Annotated in this window: 20 protein-coding genes, 2 tRNA genes and 2 pseudogenes; 10 read left to right on the top strand and 14 right to left on the bottom strand. The window is 55.0% G+C overall.

The window, feature by feature from the left end:
• Positions 1-11: 11 nt before the first annotated feature.
• Complete coding sequence (locus tag AC0V60_RS13655; protein ID WP_486179505.1) at positions 12-638, top strand: MarC family protein; 627 nt, start codon at positions 12-14, stop codon at positions 636-638.
• Here AC0V60_RS13655 and AC0V60_RS13650 read toward each other — a convergent pair.
• The 5 genes from AC0V60_RS13650 to AC0V60_RS13630 form a co-directional block, all read right to left on the bottom strand.
• Entirely contained in the window at positions 635-1,060 is a 426-nt protein-coding gene (locus AC0V60_RS13650; protein ID WP_486178984.1) for an MAPEG family protein, read from the bottom strand. The two genes, AC0V60_RS13655 and AC0V60_RS13650, sit on opposite strands and share 4 nt — an antisense overlap.
• The gene (locus tag AC0V60_RS13645) at positions 1,057-1,317 is read right to left on the bottom strand and encodes a hypothetical protein (RefSeq protein WP_486178983.1); all 261 of its coding nucleotides are present in this window, start codon (positions 1,315-1,317) and stop codon (positions 1,057-1,059) included. The genes AC0V60_RS13650 and AC0V60_RS13645 overlap by 4 nt, the downstream gene beginning before the upstream one ends.
• A gap of 32 nt (positions 1,318-1,349) precedes the next feature.
• Positions 1,350-1,580, bottom strand: a complete 231-nt coding sequence (locus AC0V60_RS13640) for a TetR/AcrR family transcriptional regulator (RefSeq protein ID WP_486178982.1) — start codon at positions 1,578-1,580, stop codon at positions 1,350-1,352.
• Positions 1,581-1,649: 69 nt separating this feature from the next.
• A complete protein-coding gene (locus tag AC0V60_RS13635; protein WP_486178981.1) occupies positions 1,650-2,261 on the bottom strand; it encodes an LON peptidase substrate-binding domain-containing protein in 612 nt (203 codons plus the stop codon).
• Positions 2,262-2,272: 11 nt separating this feature from the next.
• Positions 2,273-3,199 (bottom strand): tetratricopeptide repeat protein, encoded by a 927-nt coding sequence (locus AC0V60_RS13630; protein WP_486179504.1) that lies wholly within the window; start codon positions 3,197-3,199, stop codon positions 2,273-2,275.
• 248 nt (positions 3,200-3,447) lie between these two features.
• On the opposite strand from AC0V60_RS13630, the gene AC0V60_RS13625 reads away from it, so the two are divergent.
• Positions 3,448-3,522: transfer RNA gene (locus tag AC0V60_RS13625), tRNA-Gly, on the top strand.
• Between the two features lie 120 nt (positions 3,523-3,642).
• Here the strand turns inward: AC0V60_RS13625 and AC0V60_RS13620 are convergent.
• From AC0V60_RS13620 to AC0V60_RS13610, 3 genes and pseudogenes are all read right to left on the bottom strand, one after another.
• Positions 3,643-4,099 (bottom strand): annotated as a pseudogene (locus AC0V60_RS13620) (hypothetical protein); the annotation flags it as partial.
• A gap of 462 nt (positions 4,100-4,561) precedes the next feature.
• Positions 4,562-5,761, bottom strand: a complete 1,200-nt coding sequence (locus AC0V60_RS13615; protein WP_486178980.1) for a serine hydrolase domain-containing protein — start codon at positions 5,759-5,761, stop codon at positions 4,562-4,564.
• A 225-nt stretch (positions 5,762-5,986) separates the two neighbouring features.
• Positions 5,987-7,804: a serine hydrolase domain-containing protein gene (locus AC0V60_RS13610; RefSeq protein WP_486178979.1), complete on the bottom strand. Its 1,818-nt coding sequence runs from the start codon at positions 7,802-7,804 to the stop codon at positions 5,987-5,989.
• Positions 7,805-7,927: 123 nt separating this feature from the next.
• Between AC0V60_RS13610 and AC0V60_RS13605 the strand changes: the two genes are divergently transcribed.
• Together AC0V60_RS13605 and AC0V60_RS13600 are read left to right on the top strand one after the other, a co-directional pair.
• The gene (locus AC0V60_RS13605) at positions 7,928-8,368 is read left to right on the top strand and encodes a winged helix-turn-helix domain-containing protein (protein ID WP_486178978.1); all 441 of its coding nucleotides are present in this window, start codon (positions 7,928-7,930) and stop codon (positions 8,366-8,368) included.
• 43 nt (positions 8,369-8,411) lie between these two features.
• Complete coding sequence (locus AC0V60_RS13600; RefSeq protein WP_486178977.1) at positions 8,412-9,488, top strand: tetratricopeptide repeat protein; 1,077 nt, start codon at positions 8,412-8,414, stop codon at positions 9,486-9,488.
• Between the two features lie 204 nt (positions 9,489-9,692).
• Here the strand turns inward: AC0V60_RS13600 and bchE are convergent, their stop codons facing one another.
• The 6 genes from bchE to AC0V60_RS13570 form a co-directional block, all read right to left on the bottom strand.
• Positions 9,693-11,183, bottom strand: a complete 1,491-nt coding sequence (gene bchE, locus AC0V60_RS13595) for a magnesium-protoporphyrin IX monomethyl ester anaerobic oxidative cyclase (protein ID WP_486178976.1) — start codon at positions 11,181-11,183, stop codon at positions 9,693-9,695.
• Positions 11,183-11,656 carry a diacylglycerol kinase family protein gene (locus tag AC0V60_RS13590; protein ID WP_486178975.1) on the bottom strand — a complete coding sequence of 158 codons (474 nt, stop codon included), beginning with the start codon at positions 11,654-11,656 and terminating at the stop codon, positions 11,183-11,185. Before AC0V60_RS13590 ends, bchE begins: the two co-directional genes overlap by 1 nt.
• Positions 11,657-11,727: 71 nt before the next feature.
• Positions 11,728-12,921 carry a linalool dehydratase/isomerase domain-containing protein gene (locus AC0V60_RS13585; protein ID WP_486179503.1) on the bottom strand — a complete coding sequence of 398 codons (1,194 nt, stop codon included), beginning with the start codon at positions 12,919-12,921 and terminating at the stop codon, positions 11,728-11,730.
• A gap of 712 nt (positions 12,922-13,633) precedes the next feature.
• On the bottom strand, positions 13,634-13,996 hold the full coding sequence (locus AC0V60_RS13580; protein WP_486178974.1) for a winged helix-turn-helix domain-containing protein: 363 nt from the start codon (positions 13,994-13,996) through the stop codon (positions 13,634-13,636).
• On the bottom strand, positions 13,989-14,582 hold the full coding sequence (locus tag AC0V60_RS13575; RefSeq protein ID WP_486178973.1) for a hypothetical protein: 594 nt from the start codon (positions 14,580-14,582) through the stop codon (positions 13,989-13,991). Before AC0V60_RS13575 ends, AC0V60_RS13580 begins: the two co-directional genes overlap by 8 nt.
• A gap of 854 nt (positions 14,583-15,436) precedes the next feature.
• Positions 15,437-15,513, bottom strand: a tRNA-Arg gene (locus tag AC0V60_RS13570).
• A gap of 192 nt (positions 15,514-15,705) precedes the next feature.
• Here AC0V60_RS13570 and AC0V60_RS13565 point away from each other — a divergent pair.
• From AC0V60_RS13565 to AC0V60_RS13540, 6 genes and pseudogenes are all read left to right on the top strand, one after another.
• A complete protein-coding gene (locus AC0V60_RS13565; RefSeq protein ID WP_486178972.1) occupies positions 15,706-16,071 on the top strand; it encodes a hypothetical protein in 366 nt (121 codons plus the stop codon).
• A gap of 47 nt (positions 16,072-16,118) precedes the next feature.
• On the top strand, positions 16,119-16,628 hold the full coding sequence (locus tag AC0V60_RS13560) for an MmcB family DNA repair protein (RefSeq protein WP_486179502.1): 510 nt from the start codon (positions 16,119-16,121) through the stop codon (positions 16,626-16,628).
• Positions 16,629-16,703: 75 nt separating this feature from the next.
• The gene (locus AC0V60_RS13555; protein WP_486178971.1) at positions 16,704-17,468 is read left to right on the top strand and encodes a sterol desaturase family protein; all 765 of its coding nucleotides are present in this window, start codon (positions 16,704-16,706) and stop codon (positions 17,466-17,468) included.
• Positions 17,469-17,524: 56 nt separating this feature from the next.
• Positions 17,525-17,953: a DUF2141 domain-containing protein gene (locus AC0V60_RS13550; protein ID WP_486178970.1), complete on the top strand. Its 429-nt coding sequence runs from the start codon at positions 17,525-17,527 to the stop codon at positions 17,951-17,953.
• Between the two features lie 133 nt (positions 17,954-18,086).
• Positions 18,087-18,692: pseudogene (locus AC0V60_RS13545) on the top strand (PAS domain-containing protein); the annotation flags it as partial.
• 28 nt (positions 18,693-18,720) lie between these two features.
• Positions 18,721-19,896: a hypothetical protein gene (locus tag AC0V60_RS13540; RefSeq protein WP_486178969.1), complete on the top strand. Its 1,176-nt coding sequence runs from the start codon at positions 18,721-18,723 to the stop codon at positions 19,894-19,896.
• Positions 19,897-19,983 lie beyond the last annotated feature (87 nt).

Here is a 19,983-nt window from a genome sequence, read left to right as displayed (position 1 = left end):
GGCCGCAAATGCTGCCTGAACTCTTCATCTCTGCCTTTATCACCCTGTTTGTGGTGATTGATCCGCCCGGCTGCGCTCCGATTTACGCAGGGCTCACCAAGGAGGCGACGCCTGCGCAGGCCCGCAATATGGCCCTGCGCGCAGTGATTATCGCAGCAGTGATCCTTATGATCTTCGCCTTTTTTGGCGAGGGACTATTGGGCGCGCTCCATATTGAGCTCGACAGCTTTCGCATTGCAGGGGGCCTGATGCTGTTCTTCATCGCCTTTGAGATGGTGTTTGAAAAACGCACACAGCGGCGCGAAGAACGCGCGGACAAGGTCAACGCCAACCCTGAAGTTGAGGACGTGTCCGTCTTCCCCATGGCCATGCCGATGCTCGCAGGGCCGGGCGCAATAGCGGCGATCATGCTGCTAATGAATGAGGCGGATACGGCGGCAGAGACGGTCGAGGTGTTTGCAGCACTGGGGCTGGTCCTGTTCCTTACCGCAGCCGCGCTGGTGGCCGCAGGGCCCCTCATTCGCTTGCTCGGCGACAAGGTCGAAGCCGTGATCACACGGCTCTTAGGAGTGCTCCTTGCGGCACTTGCCGCGCAATATGTCATCGACGGGATCAAAGGCAACTTCGGCTTCGCCTAGGCGATGTTCGAGCCAATCCCCCAGGCAAGCGCTATCGCCACTCCCAAGGTTCCAAATGCGCCCATCGCCCGCATACCAGCAAAAGCTTTGCGAGCACCGGTCAGATCCTCGCCGTGCGATCCTGCAAGGGAGGAGAAGCCCGCTGCATGAAGCAGACGCGCAATTGCGAAGGCGATGCAGACAGCGGCGGCATAGGTTGTTTGGCCGACAAGCATCTCAAAAAGGGCGATCACAACGAGAAAAAGACCTGCATTTTCTGCCAGATTGCCGTGACGGCGCACCTTGCGCTCAAGGTCGCGGTCTTCGCCGATCCCGATGAATGCCCCTTTGGCCCGGTGCAGGCCGACTGTCAGCATCAAGATCACCTGAAGCATGATAAGGAAAGCGCCAAGTGTGGCGGAATACATCGGCAAATTGGTCATAGAGTTGGCTCCGCATTATGGATTGGTGTGTGGGGATACCCGATCAGCGTAAGCGATGCCCGGCCCGCATCGAGGATAAGGCCGGGATCTGACGCCAAGCGGGCGGAGGCAAAAGCTCCGTGCAGAAGCTGCGTGAGGGTCCGGCCCAGAGGTGCCGGATCGCTGCCGATCGCCTGGCGGCGATAAGCATCGCCGACAATGAGCGTCAGCATCGCCTCAACCTGCTTGAAAACACCGTTGGCTTCTTCGCGCAGCATCGGAAGTTCTTGCCCCAATTCTAACGCCAGCCCTACAATTGGGCAGCCAAAGACGTCTCGGCATTAAGCCGCGTCACGGCGAGCGCGATGTCATTCTTGTCTGCAAAATAGCGGTAGATCGTCGCCTTATTGACCTTGGCAGCCGTTGCCACTTGATCGACGGAGACGCCGTGAAAATTCCGGCGCCAAAACAAAGAAGCCGCTGTTGCAACAATGTGAGCGCGGGTGCGTTCGCCTTTTGTGAGAAGCGCCGGTTTGTTCATAAGTAACCATGTAGTTACTTTTGGAGCCCCAGCCCAGCAATAGGATGCGACAAACTGTCGCAATGGGCCTTATTGCAGCGTCGTAATCTCTTCGGTGCCATCGCTGCGGCCAAAGAACTGCATCAACTGAACCAAAAGTTCGCACCGCTCGGCAAGCGAATTCGCCTCCAGCAGCGCTTGCTTTGAAGCTGGATCAAACGGCGCAATTTGCGCAACCCCATTGATGAGCGATTGATCATCGAGCCGCTTCACCGACTCCCAGTCGACACTGTAGCCCTGAAGTTCGGCAAATTCGCGCGCCTCTTGTTCAAAGCCGCCGCGCTGAGGGAAACTGAGCGTTTCATCTTCATCATCCTCAATCAGCTCAGCTTCAACCTGACGAAAGGCGCTCGCCACGTCCATCTCATGGAGGATGCGAAAGCGCGATTGTCCTTCGAGGATAAGGTTATAGCGACCATCCTCCATCGCTTCGATCTCGCCGATGTGGCCAACACAGCCGATCGAATAAAGCGGCGCGCCATCGACGGTGCGCTGCGGCTGAACCATGGCAATTCGCCGGTCTCGCACCAATGCATCCCCCACAAGCGCGCGGTAACGCGGCTCAAAGATGTGCAAGGGCAGTTGCAGCCCTGGAAAAAGGACCGCGCCGGTTAGCGGAAAGATGGAGAGGCGTGTGGGCATGCGGGGGCCGTTTATCCGAAGAGGATCTTGGACAAGCGGCGGCGGGTGGCTACCACCCATTCATCTTCGAGACCGACCGCCTCGAAAATCTTCAGAAGTTTTTCGCGTGCTGCCCCCTCGTTCCACTCCCGGTCTTTCTCAACCATGCCAAGAAGTGTGTCAGCCGCTTCATCGCGCGCGCCTGCAGCAAAGGCGGCCTCGGCAAAGGCCAGCTGAGCGTCCATATCATCAAGGTTGCTGCTCGCCGCTGCACGCAGGCCTGAAAGCTCATCGTCATCAACCGAATTTGCGGCCAATTCCAGCGCACTCTTGGCAGCGGCAATCGCAGGGTCGCCTGCGAGGCTGGGATCAGCTTCCGCTGCGGTCAGAACCTGAGCGGCCTCGTCAGTCTGCCCCAAAGCCACGAGCGCTTTGATCAGGCCAGCAGGAGCCGCAGCGTTGTCGCTTGCAAATTCGGCAACCTGCGAGAAGATACCAGCAGCGCGCTGTGCATCGCCTTCGCTCAGCGCTGCCTCGCCCATCGCAAGGAACTGCTCAATTTCTTCGGGCGAAGGCCCTTGAGGCGTACCGTCTGCTGCGCCTGCCTCGATAGGGAGCTGCCCCAGCAATTGGTCGAGCATTTGGCTAAGCTGGCTTTCGGTGCGCGCCTGCGTCAAGTCAGCCACGGGCTGTCCTTGGAACAGGGCATAGACGGTCGGGATCGACTTTACCTGAAACTGGGCTGCGATGAATTTGTCTTCATCGACATTGATCTTGGCCAGAATGACGCCTTTCTCAGCGTAATCGGCCGCAACCTTTTCGATCACCGGGGTGAGCGCTTTACACGGGCCGCACCACTCCGCCCAGAAATCGACAATGACCAGCTTGGCCATGCTTGGCTCAACCACTTCCTTGCGGAAGCGATCAACAGCTTTTTGTTCTTCGATATTCAGTCCCATGCTCGCCAAGGGAATGCTCCTGTGATTTGTAGCCGAATTTTTACGGCCGGATGATTCTTCTCGCCCACGATATGGGGCGTTTTGTGCACCTTTGAAGGTTGCTAGGGCCGCTGGCTAGTCGGGCAATACGAATAAGAGAACATTTTTGCGCGTTTTTGGGGTTGCAGCGTTTCGCCCCCGCTGTTACTTGCGCCGCCTCTCCGGCACAGAAGCGCTGTTTTCAAGCAGTCTGTGTGAGACGTCAGTGAGCGGGCGTAGCTCAGGGGTAGAGCACAACCTTGCCAAGGTTGGGGTCGGGCGTTCGAATCGCCTCGCCCGCTCCATTATTTCAATGGCTTACGGACGGTCATTGGTGTTTCCATAAAAAAACATGAAAAGGAGCGTGTAGGCGTCGATCCTTTAGGGCGCAAAAAAGATCAGATTTCGCCACCGACACGCTTACATTTCTCGACGAGGCGGATGATCTCCAGCTTCTCAGTTGCAGGATATCTCATTCTTCGTCTCCCCCATCGGGACAAATGCTCTTTTGGAGCAGACGGTTCTCCAGTGTCAGGTCCGCCACGCACTCCTTCAGATCACGCGCCTCATGACGCAGATCCTTCAACTCATCGCTGGTTGCAGCACGCGCAGTGTCACCGGCAAGGCGGCGCTTGCCCGCCTCCATAAATGCTCTCCTGAGCCTATCGAAGGATCCTTCGACCATCTGTAATACAGGCTCTGCGCCCAAAGCGTGCTGGGTCAAAAGCGTTCTGGGGCTTCACGGCGGCACAATTCAGCGATGCTATCGTGACCGCGCAGGTCATCAAGCACGATCCTGATCTTGTCTTCCGCGGACAAGTGCCGCCTCGTCTAGCGGCTGATGTCTCTTACCACCCGCGCAGCACTCGCTTTAAATTTCAATGTTTGGTTCTCATCTTCGTGTCCTTCGTCACTACGACGAGAGCCAAATCCTCCTTAAATCACAACCTCAAATTTGTGCCATAGGCGCTGACGGGGAACATTTCGGGCCTGAGAACGTGCTCACAACAACGGCAACATATGGCAAGCTTGATCTTTACCAGCCGCGCGAGATTCTTCTGTCGATCAGAAAAACCGCAAGCGATGACGACCAACCACTAACCAAGAAGGATTTCAGCCAAATGATGGAACAACTTGGCTTAAAGAAGTGACTGCAGTTCTGGAAACCGCTGGGCCAAATTTGGCCCGCCACGAATTTTATCTGTCCAGATGCTGGCTCAATGAAATCGCTTGCCACTGGAGTGGCGGCTTTGACCGACGTAGCGCCGGAACCAGTCTGTCCGCTCTCGAGCCATGATCGGACGCCAGCCTTCGTTTTTCAGGACATGTGGTTCAGACTGTGAGCTAATCCGCACCACCAGTCGCTTGTCTCTTCTCAATGCCGTCAACCCAACCACGATAGAGCACTGCCAATTTTGAACCCGGGTCAAGCACGTCCATTCCATCGATGAGGGCCTGGGTGCTGGAGCTAGCCGGACCATTGAGAAACAGTACGATGCCATTCTTCGTTTCCGTGTCGAAATACGCTATTGCCCGTTCGGACCAATCGCTCCCTCCGTGACTCACAATCTTGGCGTCGTTGAACTCAAATATTTCCCAGCCAAGGCCATACCCTTGAGCAAGTGGGCATTTAGCTTGGTCTGGCAGATTGCATCGCAATATCTCGTCATCCGCAGTACTAGTCTGAATCGTGAACCTGTCTCGATGAAGCGGATCATTTACGCCTTTGCCATGCATCACCGCGATGAGAAAATTGGCGTAGTCCTCGACGGTAACAGCGAGTTCGTCCGCGGCAGACCATTCTCCATTGGGTGCGCAGCGCCATTCGCTCGCATCAGTACAAAAGGGTTTGTGACGCGCTCCATCTTCGCCGACAGGGTGTACGATGCGGTCCATGACCCAGTCCTGTGGCCCAAGTGAGGTTGACGTGAGCCCCAATGGCTCGAGCACACGCGCCCTAGCAAGCTCGGGAAATGGGGTTTGCAGCTTGTTCTCTGCAAATTTAGCGACGTATTCTAGGCCCTCTCCAGAATAGCCGAAGGAGACATTGGGAGCGCGCACAAACCTAAGTTTAAACTGTGGGTCCGTATAGCGCCAGTTTGGAAAACCAGACCGATGGGTGAGCATCATTCGCGCGGTCAGGGTCTTGTGGCGCGGATCATCGGCAATGTCTGGATCACTCCAGATTGGGGCCATTGGCTCGTCCAATGAAAGCGCTCCGTCATCAGCGAGCCTGAGAATAGTCTCTGCCGCGATCGTTTTGGAGATTGATCCCACATTGAACATCGTTGTGCGAGACGCAGGTACACCCGGCACCTGTTCGCCATAATATCCCGTCCAGATGATGTTGCCATTCTGGATTATTGCCGCGCCAGCCGTAGCGATCCCATGTTCGTCAAGGATTGTCTCCATCTGAACATCGAGAGAGCGCGCAATTGGCAAATTTGCCTCCGAGACTGCCACTGGCGGAGAATTTTCTGCACATCCCCCTGCAGACAACAACCCGGCAGCCAACATCATGGCTCTAAAGTGGGGTTTGGTCATTGCGTAACTTTCCTCCGACGTTCCGCTTGGCGGTGTTAATATCCTGGTGCTTTAGTAGTTCGGGAAAGAACTCATAACAATGCGGTCAATCATTAGATCTGGTCCGCCGAATACGCCCAAGGAAATCGGCGGATTTTAAACCGCATCTGGCGTCTCGATGTCCGAGGGCACAATACGGCGCGCGACAATCGAACCACCGCGGACTTGTGCCAAACTGGCATATCATCACGGCAGATTAGTCATCGCGGGAATGATGTAGCCGCCGACAACCTGATCGCGCCATCGTCCCCAGATGCCGCCCATGCGATAGTTGCCACCTGTGATCCCGACTACCAGATCAAGCTCCGGGACCACGATTAACAATTGCCCGCCATTGCCACTGGCTTGATATGAGGGATAGCTCCGCTCACCAACCTCGATGGAATTGACACTCCAAATGTATGCCTGCGATCCGCCAAAGTAGCTGTTTTGGAACACCTCCTGGGTCATGCCGGTTGTTTCTGGAGTGATCGCCGCGTGAGCCTTGGTCGATTCCTCAATCCAGTTGCGGTTCACAATCTGCTGCCCGTTCCACCGACCATCAGCGATGTACATGGCGCCGATCTTCAAGATGTCTCGAGGGCGCATGTAGGCGCCGCCTCCGAGATAACCCTCGCCGTTCGGTGCCAGCGCCCAGTGATAAGGACCGAAATCCAAGGGCTTCGCGATAAGCTCATCAAAGAGCTCGTGGATCGGAGCCTGGCCAAATTCAGCCAAGCTAGCGCCCACGAGATTGGCGCTGCCCGAACAGTAGGCATAGCGGCTTCCCGGATCGTGCAACATTGCGAGCTTAGCTGTGTAAAGCCAGAAGTTTTGCTGTTCCTCCTGCTCCCACATTTTCCATTCACTACCTGCTGATTCGTTCGAATTGGTGTCGCAGTCGAGGCCGCTTGTGAACGTCATCAAATTGCCAAGGGTGATGTCCGCCTTTCTCTTATCGTCGACTGGCAGGCCAGCGTTCTCAAGAAGGCTAGCGACTGGTCGGTGCTCTGCTGTGATAGCATGCCCTTTTTGTTGTAGCGCGCCGACCATAACTGAGCCGAACACCTTGCCAAGCGACCGAACATCATGGCGCTTTTCCCGGTGATGGCCGTAGAAATACTCTTCATATACCAGTTTCCCAGCGCGTGAGATAAGTAGCGAATGAATCAAATGTGGCTGCGTTCTTGGATCGAGATTTCCAATCCTTTCAGTAAGTGCCTCGAGTGCGGCCCTGTCGAAGCCTACCTGTTCTGGTTCGGCTACACTCCACCCATCACCGAGCTGAGGAGGAGGATTGTGGCGCACCCCACCTTCCTCTTCGACGCGGCTGTAATAGGCGGATCGGGCTGCTTCTTTGGCGGGAGTGAGAACAATTGGTTCTTCAAAACGATCATACTGGAGTAGGATCTCGCCGCCTTGCTGCTGATAGAAACGATGCCGCTGCTCACGCTCGCCGCTGCCGCTGACCAAGCTCCAACCGCCGGATGCTTCGCCCTCGACCCTAAACTGACTGCTACCGAGAGTGTTGTTGCCTGAGGGATTTCTCAAAACCGCTTCAACGGTATCTTCTTCGCCTTCAAAAACGTCCAAGATCAACTGGAATGGACGGGCCTGAACCTCGACAACAGCCTGCCATTGATTGTGCGCGACCGACGACAGAACTACTGGTGTGGCGACATTTTGATAATCGAGCGGCGTTGACGGTTGGAACCAATGGCCGTGTATTTGAGATTTATCGGCTGTCAGCTCGCCGCCAAAAGACTGGCCGTCAGACAGATGTACGATTATGTTACCATTGCTATGCGTTGTGGTAGCGACCGAGCCATCAATCTTGGCGCGCCAAACACCATCGACGACTGCGATAGACACCAAACGTCGGGTGTCAGCCTCATCATCACTCCAATACCACAATCCAAGTGGGGCTTGTGTCGCAGGAGCATCATCTTGAGCGCGCGCTGCCATCGTGCCAAAAGTACCAAGCAGACCAACCAAGAGTGCAGCAGCAATCGGACGTATTTTCATCGATTATCCCCTAACATTACGATACGATACCAAGAAGTATCACTTTCGGGCCTGTGCATGTCACTTGAAGAAACTTGAAGATACTTGAAGCCACATATTTAAAGGGAGAGTAGGCAGACCATCGTGCACTACATTTTGAATGATCTGTCGATAGATACCAATACGCGCACGATTCGCCGCGGTGCGAACCCAATCAAGCTGCCTGACCTGAGTTTTGATGCGCTGGCCAATTTGATCGAGGCAGCCCCCGAACCTTTAAGCAATTCGGCACTCTCCAAATCGGTATGGAATACAGAATACGTCAGCGATGAAACCGTCGCACAGCGGATTGCGCTCTTACGCAAGGCTCTCGGCGACGATCATAAAGATCCCTTATATATTCGGACAGTTCGCGGGTCAGGCTATGCGATCGTCGGTGTAGTTCAGCGATCAGATTGCAAACCATCGCGAGCGTATACCTTTGCATCACGCCGCACTCGTGGGCTTGCGACGGTCATTGCTGTCGTGCTCCTTGCCGGCTGGCTCCTATGGGATATCCGCAATCCAGATCTCGACCGCAAATGATCTTTCCGACTTAGCAACGTCTGATACGAACACCGAGACCTTGGTGACCCGTGCCCAACAACAGCTAAACCTCCATCAGTCTGCCGAGACCGATCGCGCGATCGAAATGCTGCGAGAGGCGCTGACACAGGACCCGAACAATTTCGATGCACGCTTGTCCCTGAGTTTTGCGCTTTCCACAAAAGCAACAAAATTTGGCGGTGAGCGAAGCGAGAAGCAGGAAGCCGAAACGCTCGCTCGTGCTCTAATCAGCGAGAGGCCAGACGATAGTAATGCCTGGTCTGCTCTTGGCTATACGCTTGGGTCGCAGGGGCGCATTAATGAAAGCCTGTCGGCACTGCAGTACGCGCACCAGCTCGATCCTGAGAATGCACCTGCAGCATCAAGTGCGGCGTATCTTCATCTTCTGAAAGGAGAGTTGTATCGAGCTTTAAGCATCGAATTTCAGGTGCTTCAGGCCGGCGGGCGGTCGCGCTATGCGGAAGTTCAGATTGCCCAGAACTTGGAGCTGATCGAACATCCTGCCACGCGGCGATGGTATCAGAAGGCGCTTACGCTCAACCCGGGGCAGGTCGTCGTTTTGGGCGAAATTGCACGATCACAAATCAGGCAAGGTGATCCGGATGCCGCTCTAGTAACGCTGTCCCAAGTCAATGGCGAAGACCGTGCGGCGCCGTCAATTCTGAAACTGCAAGGACGGGCCAAGATTATGCTCGGGCGAATTGTAGAGGCGAGGCAAGACCTACAGGCTGCTGGCTGGAGAGGGAAATACGACGAGGCTGCACTTGCCGCGATGGCCGGTGATCCTGAGCGCGGAAACGCGCTCTTTTCTCAGGACAAACTCGCTGAATTGGATGCTGACCCCGATCCTTTACTAAGAGTTCACTTGGCCGAAGTGGCCGCTGCTCTGGGGAATGAAGATGAAGCGATCAGATTAATCGCTCAAGCCATCAGCGTGGGTTGGAGGGATATAAAATGGTTGAAGCGGTCCCCATTTCTAGGTGAGTTGATAGCTTCGGATAAAGGTCAAATACTGGAAAATCGAATTTCGCGTGAACTGCATGCGCAGCGCCGACTGGTTGAGGGTAACACGGAATTGATGCTGGCAATCAATGGCTGACCGCGATATCGGCAACCGCCTATTCTTGGCAGAATAATAATGCCTGCATCCACCCCTATTTGCAGACCTTTTGCAATGGCTTGATCGGGGCCGAAAGCGGTCAGTGCGCTCTTGGGAGCAAGGCGCCTAAAAACTGCCGTTCCCCTTACGATCCAATTGCGCACATTATCGCATTCATCAACCAGCCCTCGGCAAGGTCTCCCTTCAAATGGACATGGCCTCCTCCTCGGCTTCTTGGGAATTTCCCAGAAAACGCCCAACACTAACGCCAGTTGGTCCGGTACGATCGCGGAGGAAAAATCCAGCGATTTCATGCAGCCAAACTCGTCGGCCCATCTTGTAGTACCAGCGGATCGCGTGTCGTATTTTTGGGTCTGGGTTCCACAAGAATCGTTTAAGTGCGCGGGGACGCAGCTGCATGCATGCCTCAACCACTTTGACCCACAGAAAAAGTCGCCACGACGGCATTCTCTGCATCCCCAGAACCTGATGTTTGTAGTCCCATTTTGTCTTATCAGTCTGAACAACCTCTCGCTCTTCGGCTTCACGAAAGTAGGGCGTCCAGCGATGAGGCGTGACATATAGCGCCTGAATCTGATCGGGATCATAGGCGATCAAAGTGCGTAAAGCCCGGATCATGTCGCGATCTGTCTGATCAACAAATCCAGCGACCCACGTCGCCATGGACAAAATGTTGTGTTTTCGAAGCAGACGGATCGCTTCTCGGTCTGAGCTCGTCTTACCACCTTTTTTGACAAGCTTGAGCGTTGCCTCATCGACATCCTCGGTCCCCATCAGAAACCGCTCAAACCCGGCTTGCTTATAGAGGTGAAGAAACTCAGCATCACGGACAATGTCATCCGCGCGGGTTGAGCCAACCAAGGTCACATCAATCTCTTCTGCAATCAGTGCCTTCAGAAAAGCCTTCCAAGCTTTTCGTCCAGCGGATGGGTTCTCATCGGCAAAGTTGAAAACCTCAACGCCATGTTCTCGGTGAAGATGAGCGATCTCACGGGCGAATAGAACGGGGTCACGATGCCTCCAGCGTGTCCAAAACCCTCTTTGACCGCAATAGGTGCAAAGATGCGGACATCCCCGTGAAAATTGGACAACAACGGCTCGCTTGCCACCCCAATAACTGTAGCGGTCAAAGTCTATGAGTTCCCAACCAATCCGATACGCATCAAGGTCGCGAATGACGCTTGCAGGTTTGGTGGCGAAGAGCTGTCCTGATTTGCGAAAGGCAATTCCGTCAACGGCATCGAGCGCCGAACCGTCCTCGAAGGCCTTCATTAAGTGTCTTGCCGTTTCTTCACCTTCCCCTTTGACGATTGCATCAACCCAAGGCTCCTTAGTGAGGATTTCTCGCCAAAAGTAGGTGGGATGAACGCCTCCATAAATGATGTGGCAATTGGGAAGGCACTCTTTCACGGCCTCAGCCACTTTGCTGATGATAGGATGCCCAGAGGAAGAACCCGAATGACCAAAAAGAACCGCGTCAGGGGCAAGCCGCACGACCTCACGGACTAAGTCCGCAAGCGGCATCGGTCCAAACTCACCGTCAATCAGACAAACCTCATGCCCATCATCGATCAATGGACCGCCGACCATAAGCAGACCAAGCGGCGGCAGGTGATCGTCTGGGATACGGCTACCAATCGCTGGATGCGGGACGTTAACAAGAACAATCCGCATCAAATATTCCCATGACACATAGGATGAAGTGATGTCTGATCTGCCATATGCTCGCTGCTAACCAAGTGGGGCAGAAACACGCTAGCTCCTATCAATCCTGCAGCAATCGCAGCGATCAGCACACCACCAGCTGCGACATCTTTTGCGGCCTTGATCGCTGGGTTAAATTCGCGACTGGTCGCATTGCAGGCCTGCTCAACGGCGGTGTTTAGCGCCTCGGCGACGAATACGGTGGCGATTGCGATGATAAGCCAGCGCCAATCAGAAATCGGTATTTGGAGCATCAGCCCAAGCGCCACCACACAGGTCGAGGCGGCAATGTGGATGCGCATGTTTGGCTCATTGCGGGCGACAAACTCCCAGCCCGCAAGCGCAAATGAGACACTTGCAAAACGAGTCTCGGCTCTCCCCGTGGTACCAGCTTGTGCTCCCCCTGCTTCGGCCAGTCTCCATTCAAGTGGATTGGCCTGCATTGAGATAAATGGTCGCAACAGCAGAGCCAAAAGGGCCGCGATGATTGTACAACAGACCATGCTCACTTCCTCTAAAATGCGGGATGGATGAAAAATTTGGTCTCGCCAGAAAGTGAAACCGTAAAGCTGGCGGAGCCGCTTGCATCTGTTGTGACAAAACGGCGCTCGCTAAGACCGGTCGTGTATTCGCGGTGCGGCTGTAATTCGCCCACTTCGATGTGGGTCGAGACAGGATTGCGGGCGGGTGCCAGGGTGAATTCCAGCCCGTCCCTGTTGCTTTGAGCGAAGAGAATTTGAGCTTGCTCGTAGTTCAGCGAGGCAAGATGAGGTCGACTTGAAGGTGTGGCGGTGCCGATAAGCTCGCTGAGGCCATTGGGCCGATTGCTGCGTGCAAACACCTCGAGCGCATGAGCCCAAAGCGATGCATTCGATCTGTGGGCAACACCGCCGCTTTGATGCGTAGGGCATTCAATTTCAAGCCGTCTCAAACACTCTTCCGCCACCTCTACATCGCCCATTTCCATCGCAGCAGCTGCGGTTGCGGCGTATCCAGATGCGCGGCTGAACCCATAGTTCCCTGTATCGATCGGCCAGAACAGACGCTTCCAAGATCCTTTGTCCAGTTTGCCGCGCACATAGTGCCATTGCTGCTGGGCGCGTTCTGGCGAGAGCGCATTGAGAAACAAGCAGGGGAACGCCTGCATCACGATACCACCAGGCGCGGGCGGCGCGAAACCAGTCAAGCTGGAACGAAAGGCAATGAAGCTCCCGTCTGAGCGGGTGGCCTCCCGGTCAAGTGATGCGAGAAACGGTTCCCGGAGGTTCTCCCACCGGTCCGATTCAAGCTGCGTGTCACTGGCTTTGATGGCCGCCATCGTGATGAGATTGCAAAGCGGGTAAACCCAATTTGGTTCGCACGCCAGCAGGCCATAGGAGCTACTGCAATACTGACGTTTGAGCGCTTCCGCGATGTCATCCATGGAATAGCGTCGCCATATCTCGCTACCACGTTTCAATCTGAGGCAATCTTTGCCAGCCAGCGCCATTTGGAGCAGGGTGAAGCCGGAATACATGATGTTCTGATGCGGAATGGGATCACGATTGAGTTTGAGATTGCCCCACGCATTCTCCAATCCCCAATATCGCCACAAACATTGGCTGCCGATTTTCTCCATTAACTGCTCTTGAGCATCGTCGAAATAGGCTGAAGCCGATGGAGCATGTCGTGCCTTCGCCATGGACACAGCATAGCTCAAGAAGTTCACTTGATACCGAACCGCAGCTGTCTGAAACTGATCACGCCATTCGAACCCTTTAAAGGTGTCCCTTGGTTGTAGAGCGCGGTCGAGCAACAGTCGAAGCCGGGCGTTATTCTCGTTGGTTGAGGCTATTGGGGCCGGTTGTGCGCTTTCAACCTTTGGGAACGACACCCTTGCTGACGCTCCAGTCCGAAGAGATGGACGAAACAAAAGCCATAACAGCCATCCTGCAAGAGCGACGCTGGGGCCAACGATCCATGGAATCTGATACTTCGAAACGGTTGGAGCTAGCCCAATAAGCTCTGGGAACGCGGCAAGCGCAGCCAGGCTAATCCAAGTGGCAAGCGGAGCCAATAAATTGCCAGTCGCAAACCAAACAACCAGGGCGATGGCGAAGGCACCAACGCCTAATGCAAACCCGGCTCCAGATAAAATGAACTGACCCTCAGCGAGCCAATGCAGAAACCCAGCCCCGGGAAATGTCAGGCCCAGCGCAACCGGCGAGGCTGCCTCTAAATCTACCAAAAAGAAAGGCAGACGATAGCCGAGACGAATGTCGAGTATGCGAATATAGTCAGCGCCTGTCGTCGGCGAAACTGCGATTGCCTCAGACCAAAGAAAGTACTTTGCAGTACAAAGTTACTAGGCAAAAAAGGGGCTGATAGCCCGCGGGTTGCAGGATTGTGCCGCTCGGTTGGCGTCGGGGTGGAGTTTCTAATCATGCGAGCCTTCCTTTAAGCGAGGATGCGAGTTCATTGGTAGGCCGAGCGCTACGAAGGACTTGCTCCAAGACTCCCAAGTAGTCAGAGAACCGTGCGCGGCCTTGATCAGTCAGCGCACAAGTCGTGAGCGGCCGCCGCCCTTCAAACCCTTTGCTAACCTTGAGCATTCGGGCCTCCTCTAAAATCTGGACATGGCGGCTCAAATTGCCATCAGTGAGCCCGCACAGGTCACGTAGCTCAGTGAAACTCAGACCGTCTGGATGATCCGCAAGCGATGTCATGATGCTAAGCCTAGCCTTTTCGTGGAAAAGCCTCTCAAGCCCTTCGAAAGCAAATGGGGCCTTATTGCCTTTAGCCATGACTCGACTCCTTAGATGTTAGGTAGAGAATGGCGGCTACCAATAGCTGACCAGCGCCAAACGGGAGCGTCATAAGCAATGCTGCAGATGGCCCCTCTGCGCCGCTGAGTGACAGGCTCAATGCTCCAGTCACGAAATAGAACCCGCCTGCAATTGCCATCTGCTTGGGTAATCCGACTAAAACTGCAAAGATGCCAATGCCCATCAAGAACTGCCAAATTCCAGGGAGCAACCGACTATGCTCGGGCATTTGCACGATGATTAGGGTCCCAATCGCACCTCCGGCTACCGCAACAGGCAGAAAGCGGCTCAGGGTGGAGCTGAGCATCTTGTCTGCCATAGAGCGGTGGGCTTTTCGGGCCCGCCCAACGGCCTCAATTCCGATTAAGAGCCCAGAAATGGCTGCAAACAAAATCCAAACAAGTAAGTCGTCCCTTTGGTTCAAGGCCTGCCAGGCCCCCAGAGCAAAAGCGAGCAGACCAGTCACTGCGACCACCCCCGGGGCAAAGCCCTGAAAGCGACTGCTAGCGGCAAGTTGCTCGCGCACTCTAGCGATATCATCGAGAGCCGAATCGAATTCACTCATAGGCACCGGATACGCAAATTACTTTGCTTTGTAAAGTAATTTGCTGCGAAATATTTCAACCTTGAGAATCATGAGTTTTCTATGTCCGCTTTCACTCCCAAAGTCGGTCGTAGCCTTAAGGTACTTGAACTCCCAAAAGCGGACGAATCACGCAGAGTGACCGCATGTAAACTGCAGAACTTCGAGCCCTATGCGGACAGCAAATTGCGGGTTTCAGTTTGTCCTGTTGAAGTGGCTATCTGTTACCAAAAAGGGCAGCCAAGAGAAAAAGCTCTCGTCCTTATGACTTCCCCTCAAGCCCGGTTTGGGCTAGAGAATCCGCTTGAAACCAGTGCCTTTGCCCCCATTGATCGGTCGGGGTGGTGGTAGATCAGACCTTGCACATATGGGGAACAATTTTGGGCACACCCTACCCCGCGACTTCGGGACATAAGCCACTCGTATTATGGATGAAACGCGGTTCGGGCGGAAGCAACCCACCTACGAGTTGAGCGGGTTTGCGCTGATCCGCAGCCAACTCATCAAAAAGCAAGCCCCTGAAACAGGGGTTGAAATTCGACAGGGTGCGCGAGTTGTTTGCGATCCGCACAGTTCGCCCATTCTAAGCAGGCCAGCCGCTATGGCCCAGACTGTAACTTCTGACTGAAACTATCGCCTAGAAGCTGCCCAGCCGGAGAAAATGCGGTCAGCTAGTGCTCAACGCTGGCGCATTCGACAGGTAGGACCCGCGATGGTCTGGACTGCCAGCCGCGCTACGATTGTCGGATTGCGAGCTTGGCGGACCATACTGACCCCCTGTTTTCCAAACTCATTCCGTACGAACGAAAAACAATCCCGCTAAGTCATTGAAATAATGGCGCACCCGAGAGGATTCGAACCTCTGGCCTCTGCCTTCGGAGGGCAGCGCTCTATCCAGCTGAGCTACGGGTGCTTTGGGTTTGGCGCTTGTCGTCTATGGAATGCGAACGCGCAAGTGCCTTTTGAGCGGTGGGCGCGGCGATTAGCAAGCGTTTTGCCGATAGGCTAGAGTTAATCGCGAGCTCCGCCTGCTCTACGCAGCTACCCGCCTGAACGCAGTGCAGATTTAACTCTTCGGCAAGGGACCGTGCGCTATCCATCAATAATGCAAAATACGCCTGCCCCAACTGTTCACACCAGCCTGGCTCCCGATGGCTCGCTTGAGCAGCGCTGGATCAGTCTGAACGACAAGGCGAGGCAAGTCGCCGTAATGGCTGACCTGTCTGGAGAGAGCTTTAGCGAAGACACGAACGACTTCTCTAGTGCGGTTCGCGGCTTGGAAGGCGCGCGTCTTGATGCGGTGCTACACATGCTTGAAGACACCGAAAGGCTGATGGCGATGGGCCTCAAAGCCTTGAACACTCTTGAGCTGCGATGCCAGTGCACACACACACCAGCGCTCGCATTGTGGCGGGAATTCTATCACGCCCGCAGCGCCATCGTGACAGCTATGGAGCCGGTCGCAGGGTAGGCGCGTTACGGCTTGACGCTGTTCTTATTATGTTCCATCTGGTGCAAATGACCGGCACCGATCAATCCATTCTTGAGAACAATACAACCGGCAGCGCCGCGCGAACGGCGCGAGATGTGGCGCGCGGGATCAAGCGGCTGTTTGCCCGCAATGATATTTGGTGCCTTGAGGAAATGACCCTTAAAAACAATCGCCGCGCTGATTTGATGGGAATAGATGTGCGCGGTCAGGTGATCATTGTCGAGATCAAGGTCGCCAAAGGTGATCTGCTTGGTGACAGCAAATGGCCTGAATATCTCGAATATTGCGATCGCTTTTTCTGGGGTGTGCCCGCTGAACTGGACCGTAGCCCGCTCCAGAATGCGGGGTATAGTCCTGGCAGATGCGGGATCATTGTCGCCGATGCCTATGATGCAGAAATCGTGCGTCAGGCCTCGCTTGAACCGTTGGCAGCAGCGCGGCGCAAAGCTCAGATTGAAAGATTGGCCCGCACCGCGATGCGCCGCAACACCGCTTTGATGGACCCGCGTTGCACAGATCTGGACAGCGCAGGCTGAGTGTTGGCTAAGCGCGCCCGCCCGATTGCAGATAGGTCTGTGCGAAGCTGGACATCTGAGCCATAAGCATCTGCCATGGTACCCGCAGACACCCCTGTATGGCTCGCATTTCTGATCGTCGGCTTAGCCATGAGCGCGATGGTGGCCTTGCGCTATTTACTCTTCAGTGGAGCCTTTGCCTGGATGACAGGTAAAGCGCGCCCGGGCCTGTATTTTAGTCAGCGCAGCCAGATCGCAAGCGAGATACGATATTCGTTCATCGCAGCGGTTATATACGGCGTACCTGCGGGCGCGGTCTTCTGGCTTTGGCGGCACCATGATTTTGCTCTCATCTACACCGACTGGAACGCGTACCCCTTGTGGTATTTGCCGCTTTCCGTGCTGATCTATTTGTTTGTCCAGGACAGCTGGTTTTACTGGAGCCACAGGGCGATGCATCAATGGAAGGGGCTGTTTCGACTGGCGCATAAAGTCCATCATGACAGCAAGCCGCCTACCGCTTGGACCGCGATGAGTTTTCACCCGGTGGAGAGCCTTAGCGGGGCAATTCTCATACCAATCCTCGTCTTTATTGTGCCGATCCATTTGGCGATGCTTGGAATCGTGCTAAGCGTCGCAACGATAATGGGGGTGGTGAACCATATGGGGTGGGAGATATTTCCTCGCTGGCTTGTTCATTCTTCATTGGGAAGCGCTGTGATAACCGCTAGCCATCACGAGAGGCATCACGAGGAATATCAATGCAATTTTGGTCTCTATTTCCGATTTTGGGACAAGGTTTGCGGAACCGACCGAGGTCTTTCGCGGCGCTTCGAGCGCGAGGCGGAGAACGCGCCTTAGCTGCAACTGCGATTGGTCATTCGACCGGGCGTACGCTGTCTGTGTCGATTGGCCGAATGGCGCTCTGCCTTGCTGGCGGTGCAATGGTTGCCGCTGCCGCGCCTGCTTCGGCTGGAACAGTGACGATTGAAGTCACCGATCTGCGCAATATCAAAGGCGTGGTGCGCGCGTGCATGACCACAAAGGAGAGCATTTTTCCGCGTTGCCGGCGTGATCCCAATTCTCACCGCACGGTTGTAAAGGCCGCGGGCACAATCACGATCACATTCGATGATGTGACGCCGGGTGACTATGCGATCGCTTTGCTTCACGATGAAAATGAAGACGGCAAAGCCAACCGCGTTCTCGGCATGGCCCCCAAAGAGGGGTATGGTTTTTCGCGCGATGCGCCCGTGCGCATGGCGCCGCCTGATTGGAGCGATGCGGTTTTTACTGTGGGATCTGCTGATCAGAACCTAAGCATCAAGATGCGGTATTTCCTTTAGTTGCAGCCAGCGCTGCCTGCGCTGGAAATAATCGAGCAGACCAAAGATTACATGCGCACTTAACGTGATGTTTACCACGTAGCGCCAGAACCCTCCCAAAGACTGTATTAGCTCGGGGGCATTTGGCCTAATCATGGATACTCTTCGCGGACCTTTTGAGAGCGGCACACCCGCCGAAGACACGCCCGATTGGGGCGCGGATAATGATGCACGCGAAGAAGAGATGGTGCGCGAAATGCCACCAGAGGCCATCGGCCAAGATGAGCGGCGTATGCAGGTTCGCGCCTACAATCACTGGGCCAGCCTCTTGGGTGATGCCAACTTCCCCTCGATCGAAGAGCTGAGTCCTGAAAACCTCACAGACTTCGGGCCAAACTCTGTATTGCTCGATTTCTCCAAAGGCATCGAAGACCCAGCGGTGCAATTCCTCGGCGACAAACTCGCAGAGGAATGCGGCGCTCAGAAACCTTTGATCCAGCACCTTTCAGACGTGCCCCCACGCTCACTTTTGAGCCGGATCACCGACCATTACATGCAAATCCTCGCCAATCAGGCACCGATTGGATTTGAGGCAGAATTTGTGAACGAACGCGGTGCATCCGTGCTCTATCGCGGGATCCTTTTGCCCTTCTCTAGCGACGACGAGACGATTGATTTCATCTACGGTGTTATCAACTGGAAAGAGATGGCCGATGCCGCGACGGCTGATGAGCTTTTGCTAGCAATTGATCAGGCGATTGACGACAAGCTTGCTGGCCGGGCGCAGGATGAGACCGACGAGGCCCAGAAACATAACGCTGGACCGCTTACAGAATGGGCCGATTCTGCCCGCTCACGAAGCCGCTAGCGCCCCTGATGAAATCGCCGAGCCGGGCGAAATGGACCTGTGGGCCGAAGACGAGGCAGCAGCGCAGCTGAGCACCGATGATAATGTCGCGAACCTTTCTGATGAGATGGTAAGTGCCCCTGCAGACTTTGATACTGATTTTCCCGCCCCTGACTTTGGCCTTTTCAATCTGGATGATCCGGAAATTGACGAGTTCGGAGAAGAGATCGACGAGGACGAAGAAGGAAGCGACAAGCCATCCTACAGCTTTGCCTCGCTCGCCGACTATCTTGAGGCCCCATCGAAAAAAGCCGTTGATCTGGAAGCAGACCGGTTTGATCCCGATGACTACAAAGTCGAAGGGGAAGAAGACGGCGCTGAAGAAAACGCGGGCGAAGATGATGTCCGAGAGGGTGCCGGTGAACTGTGGGATGAAGTTTCCCCTGATCAGGCGCCAGCCGGCAAAGAATTGAACCACGAGCAAAAGGGCAGCGACTACGCCTTTGATCCTGACGCGACCCTTTATGACTGCCTCGCCTCAGCACGCGAGCTTGCCCAGAGCGCCCGCGTTTCTGAAGATCGCAGCCGCCATGCGCTCTATGCCGCCGTTGGCCGCGCCTATGACGTCTCGCTTGCCGCAAAAGATGAGCCTGAAGCCTTTGCTGAACTTATTGATGAATGCGGACTTGCGGTGCAGGAACGCGCGCCGATGACACCGGTTGTGAAGCTCGTTTTTGGCGCAGATTACGACAAAACACGGGTGACCGAATATGCTGCGGTATTGACCCATGCACACCGCCTTGGATTGGAGCGCGGCGCGCTCGCCGATTACCTTGGCGATGCGGAAGGCGGCCTCAAAGCGGTTGTCGCGAGCGAACGCCGCCTGCGCCGTGAAGAGGCAGGACAAGAGGTCGAGGAAGAAGGCGACGTCCGCGCAAGGCTTGCACAGAAATTGCGCGAGCTTGATGCGCTCATGTTTGACGCGCTCTCCTCGGATGGGCCAGAATTTTCGTTGGTAATGGTGCGCCGCGATGGCGAAGGCAATGTCGCAATGATCGGTGAAATTGCTGATGATGTTGCTTTGATTGAGCGTGCCGGCAAAAAACTCATCGGCTGAAACGGGTCTGAGCCAAAGTCTTTTCAATAGGGGCGATGCCGGAGCGGCAATCGCCCCTTTTTGATTGGCCCATACCCTTTACGCCGC

This window comes from Erythrobacter sp. S259, from assembly GCF_057364965.1.
The sequence above is the reverse complement of the archived record's forward strand: the minus strand, read 5'-3'. Positions and strand labels throughout refer to the sequence as shown.

What these genes read in the sequence shown, in the direction of transcription:
- AC0V60_RS13650 (WP_486178984.1), bottom strand. Translation starts at nt 1,060, where the DNA reads ATGACCAATTTGCCGATGTATTCCGCCACACTTGGCGCTTTCCTTATC.
- AC0V60_RS13645 (WP_486178983.1), bottom strand. Translation starts at nt 1,317, where the DNA reads ATGCTGCGCGAAGAAGCCAACGGTGTTTTCAAGCAGGTTGAGGCGATG.
- AC0V60_RS13640 (WP_486178982.1), bottom strand. Translation starts at nt 1,580, where the DNA reads ATGAACAAACCGGCGCTTCTCACAAAAGGCGAACGCACCCGCGCTCAC.
- AC0V60_RS13635 (WP_486178981.1), bottom strand. Translation starts at nt 2,261, where the DNA reads ATGCCCACACGCCTCTCCATCTTTCCGCTAACCGGCGCGGTCCTTTTT.
- AC0V60_RS13630 (WP_486179504.1), bottom strand. Translation starts at nt 3,199, where the DNA reads ATGGGACTGAATATCGAAGAACAAAAAGCTGTTGATCGCTTCCGCAAG.
- AC0V60_RS13615 (WP_486178980.1), bottom strand. Translation starts at nt 5,761, where the DNA reads ATGACCAAACCCCACTTTAGAGCCATGATGTTGGCTGCCGGGTTGTTG.
- AC0V60_RS13610 (WP_486178979.1), bottom strand. Translation starts at nt 7,804, where the DNA reads ATGAAAATACGTCCGATTGCTGCTGCACTCTTGGTTGGTCTGCTTGGT.
- bchE (WP_486178976.1), bottom strand. Translation starts at nt 11,183, where the DNA reads ATGCGGATTGTTCTTGTTAACGTCCCGCATCCAGCGATTGGTAGCCGT.
- AC0V60_RS13590 (WP_486178975.1), bottom strand. Translation starts at nt 11,656, where the DNA reads ATGCAGGCCAATCCACTTGAATGGAGACTGGCCGAAGCAGGGGGAGCA.
- AC0V60_RS13580 (WP_486178974.1), bottom strand. Translation starts at nt 13,996, where the DNA reads ATGGCTAAAGGCAATAAGGCCCCATTTGCTTTCGAAGGGCTTGAGAGG.
- AC0V60_RS13575 (WP_486178973.1), bottom strand. Translation starts at nt 14,582, where the DNA reads ATGAGTGAATTCGATTCGGCTCTCGATGATATCGCTAGAGTGCGCGAG.
- AC0V60_RS13565 (WP_486178972.1), top strand. Translation starts at nt 15,706, where the DNA reads ATGCAAAATACGCCTGCCCCAACTGTTCACACCAGCCTGGCTCCCGAT.
- AC0V60_RS13560 (WP_486179502.1), top strand. Translation starts at nt 16,119, where the DNA reads ATGACCGGCACCGATCAATCCATTCTTGAGAACAATACAACCGGCAGC.
- AC0V60_RS13555 (WP_486178971.1), top strand. Translation starts at nt 16,704, where the DNA reads ATGGTACCCGCAGACACCCCTGTATGGCTCGCATTTCTGATCGTCGGC.
- AC0V60_RS13550 (WP_486178970.1), top strand. Translation starts at nt 17,525, where the DNA reads ATGGCGCTCTGCCTTGCTGGCGGTGCAATGGTTGCCGCTGCCGCGCCT.
- AC0V60_RS13540 (WP_486178969.1), top strand. Translation starts at nt 18,721, where the DNA reads ATGAGACCGACGAGGCCCAGAAACATAACGCTGGACCGCTTACAGAAT.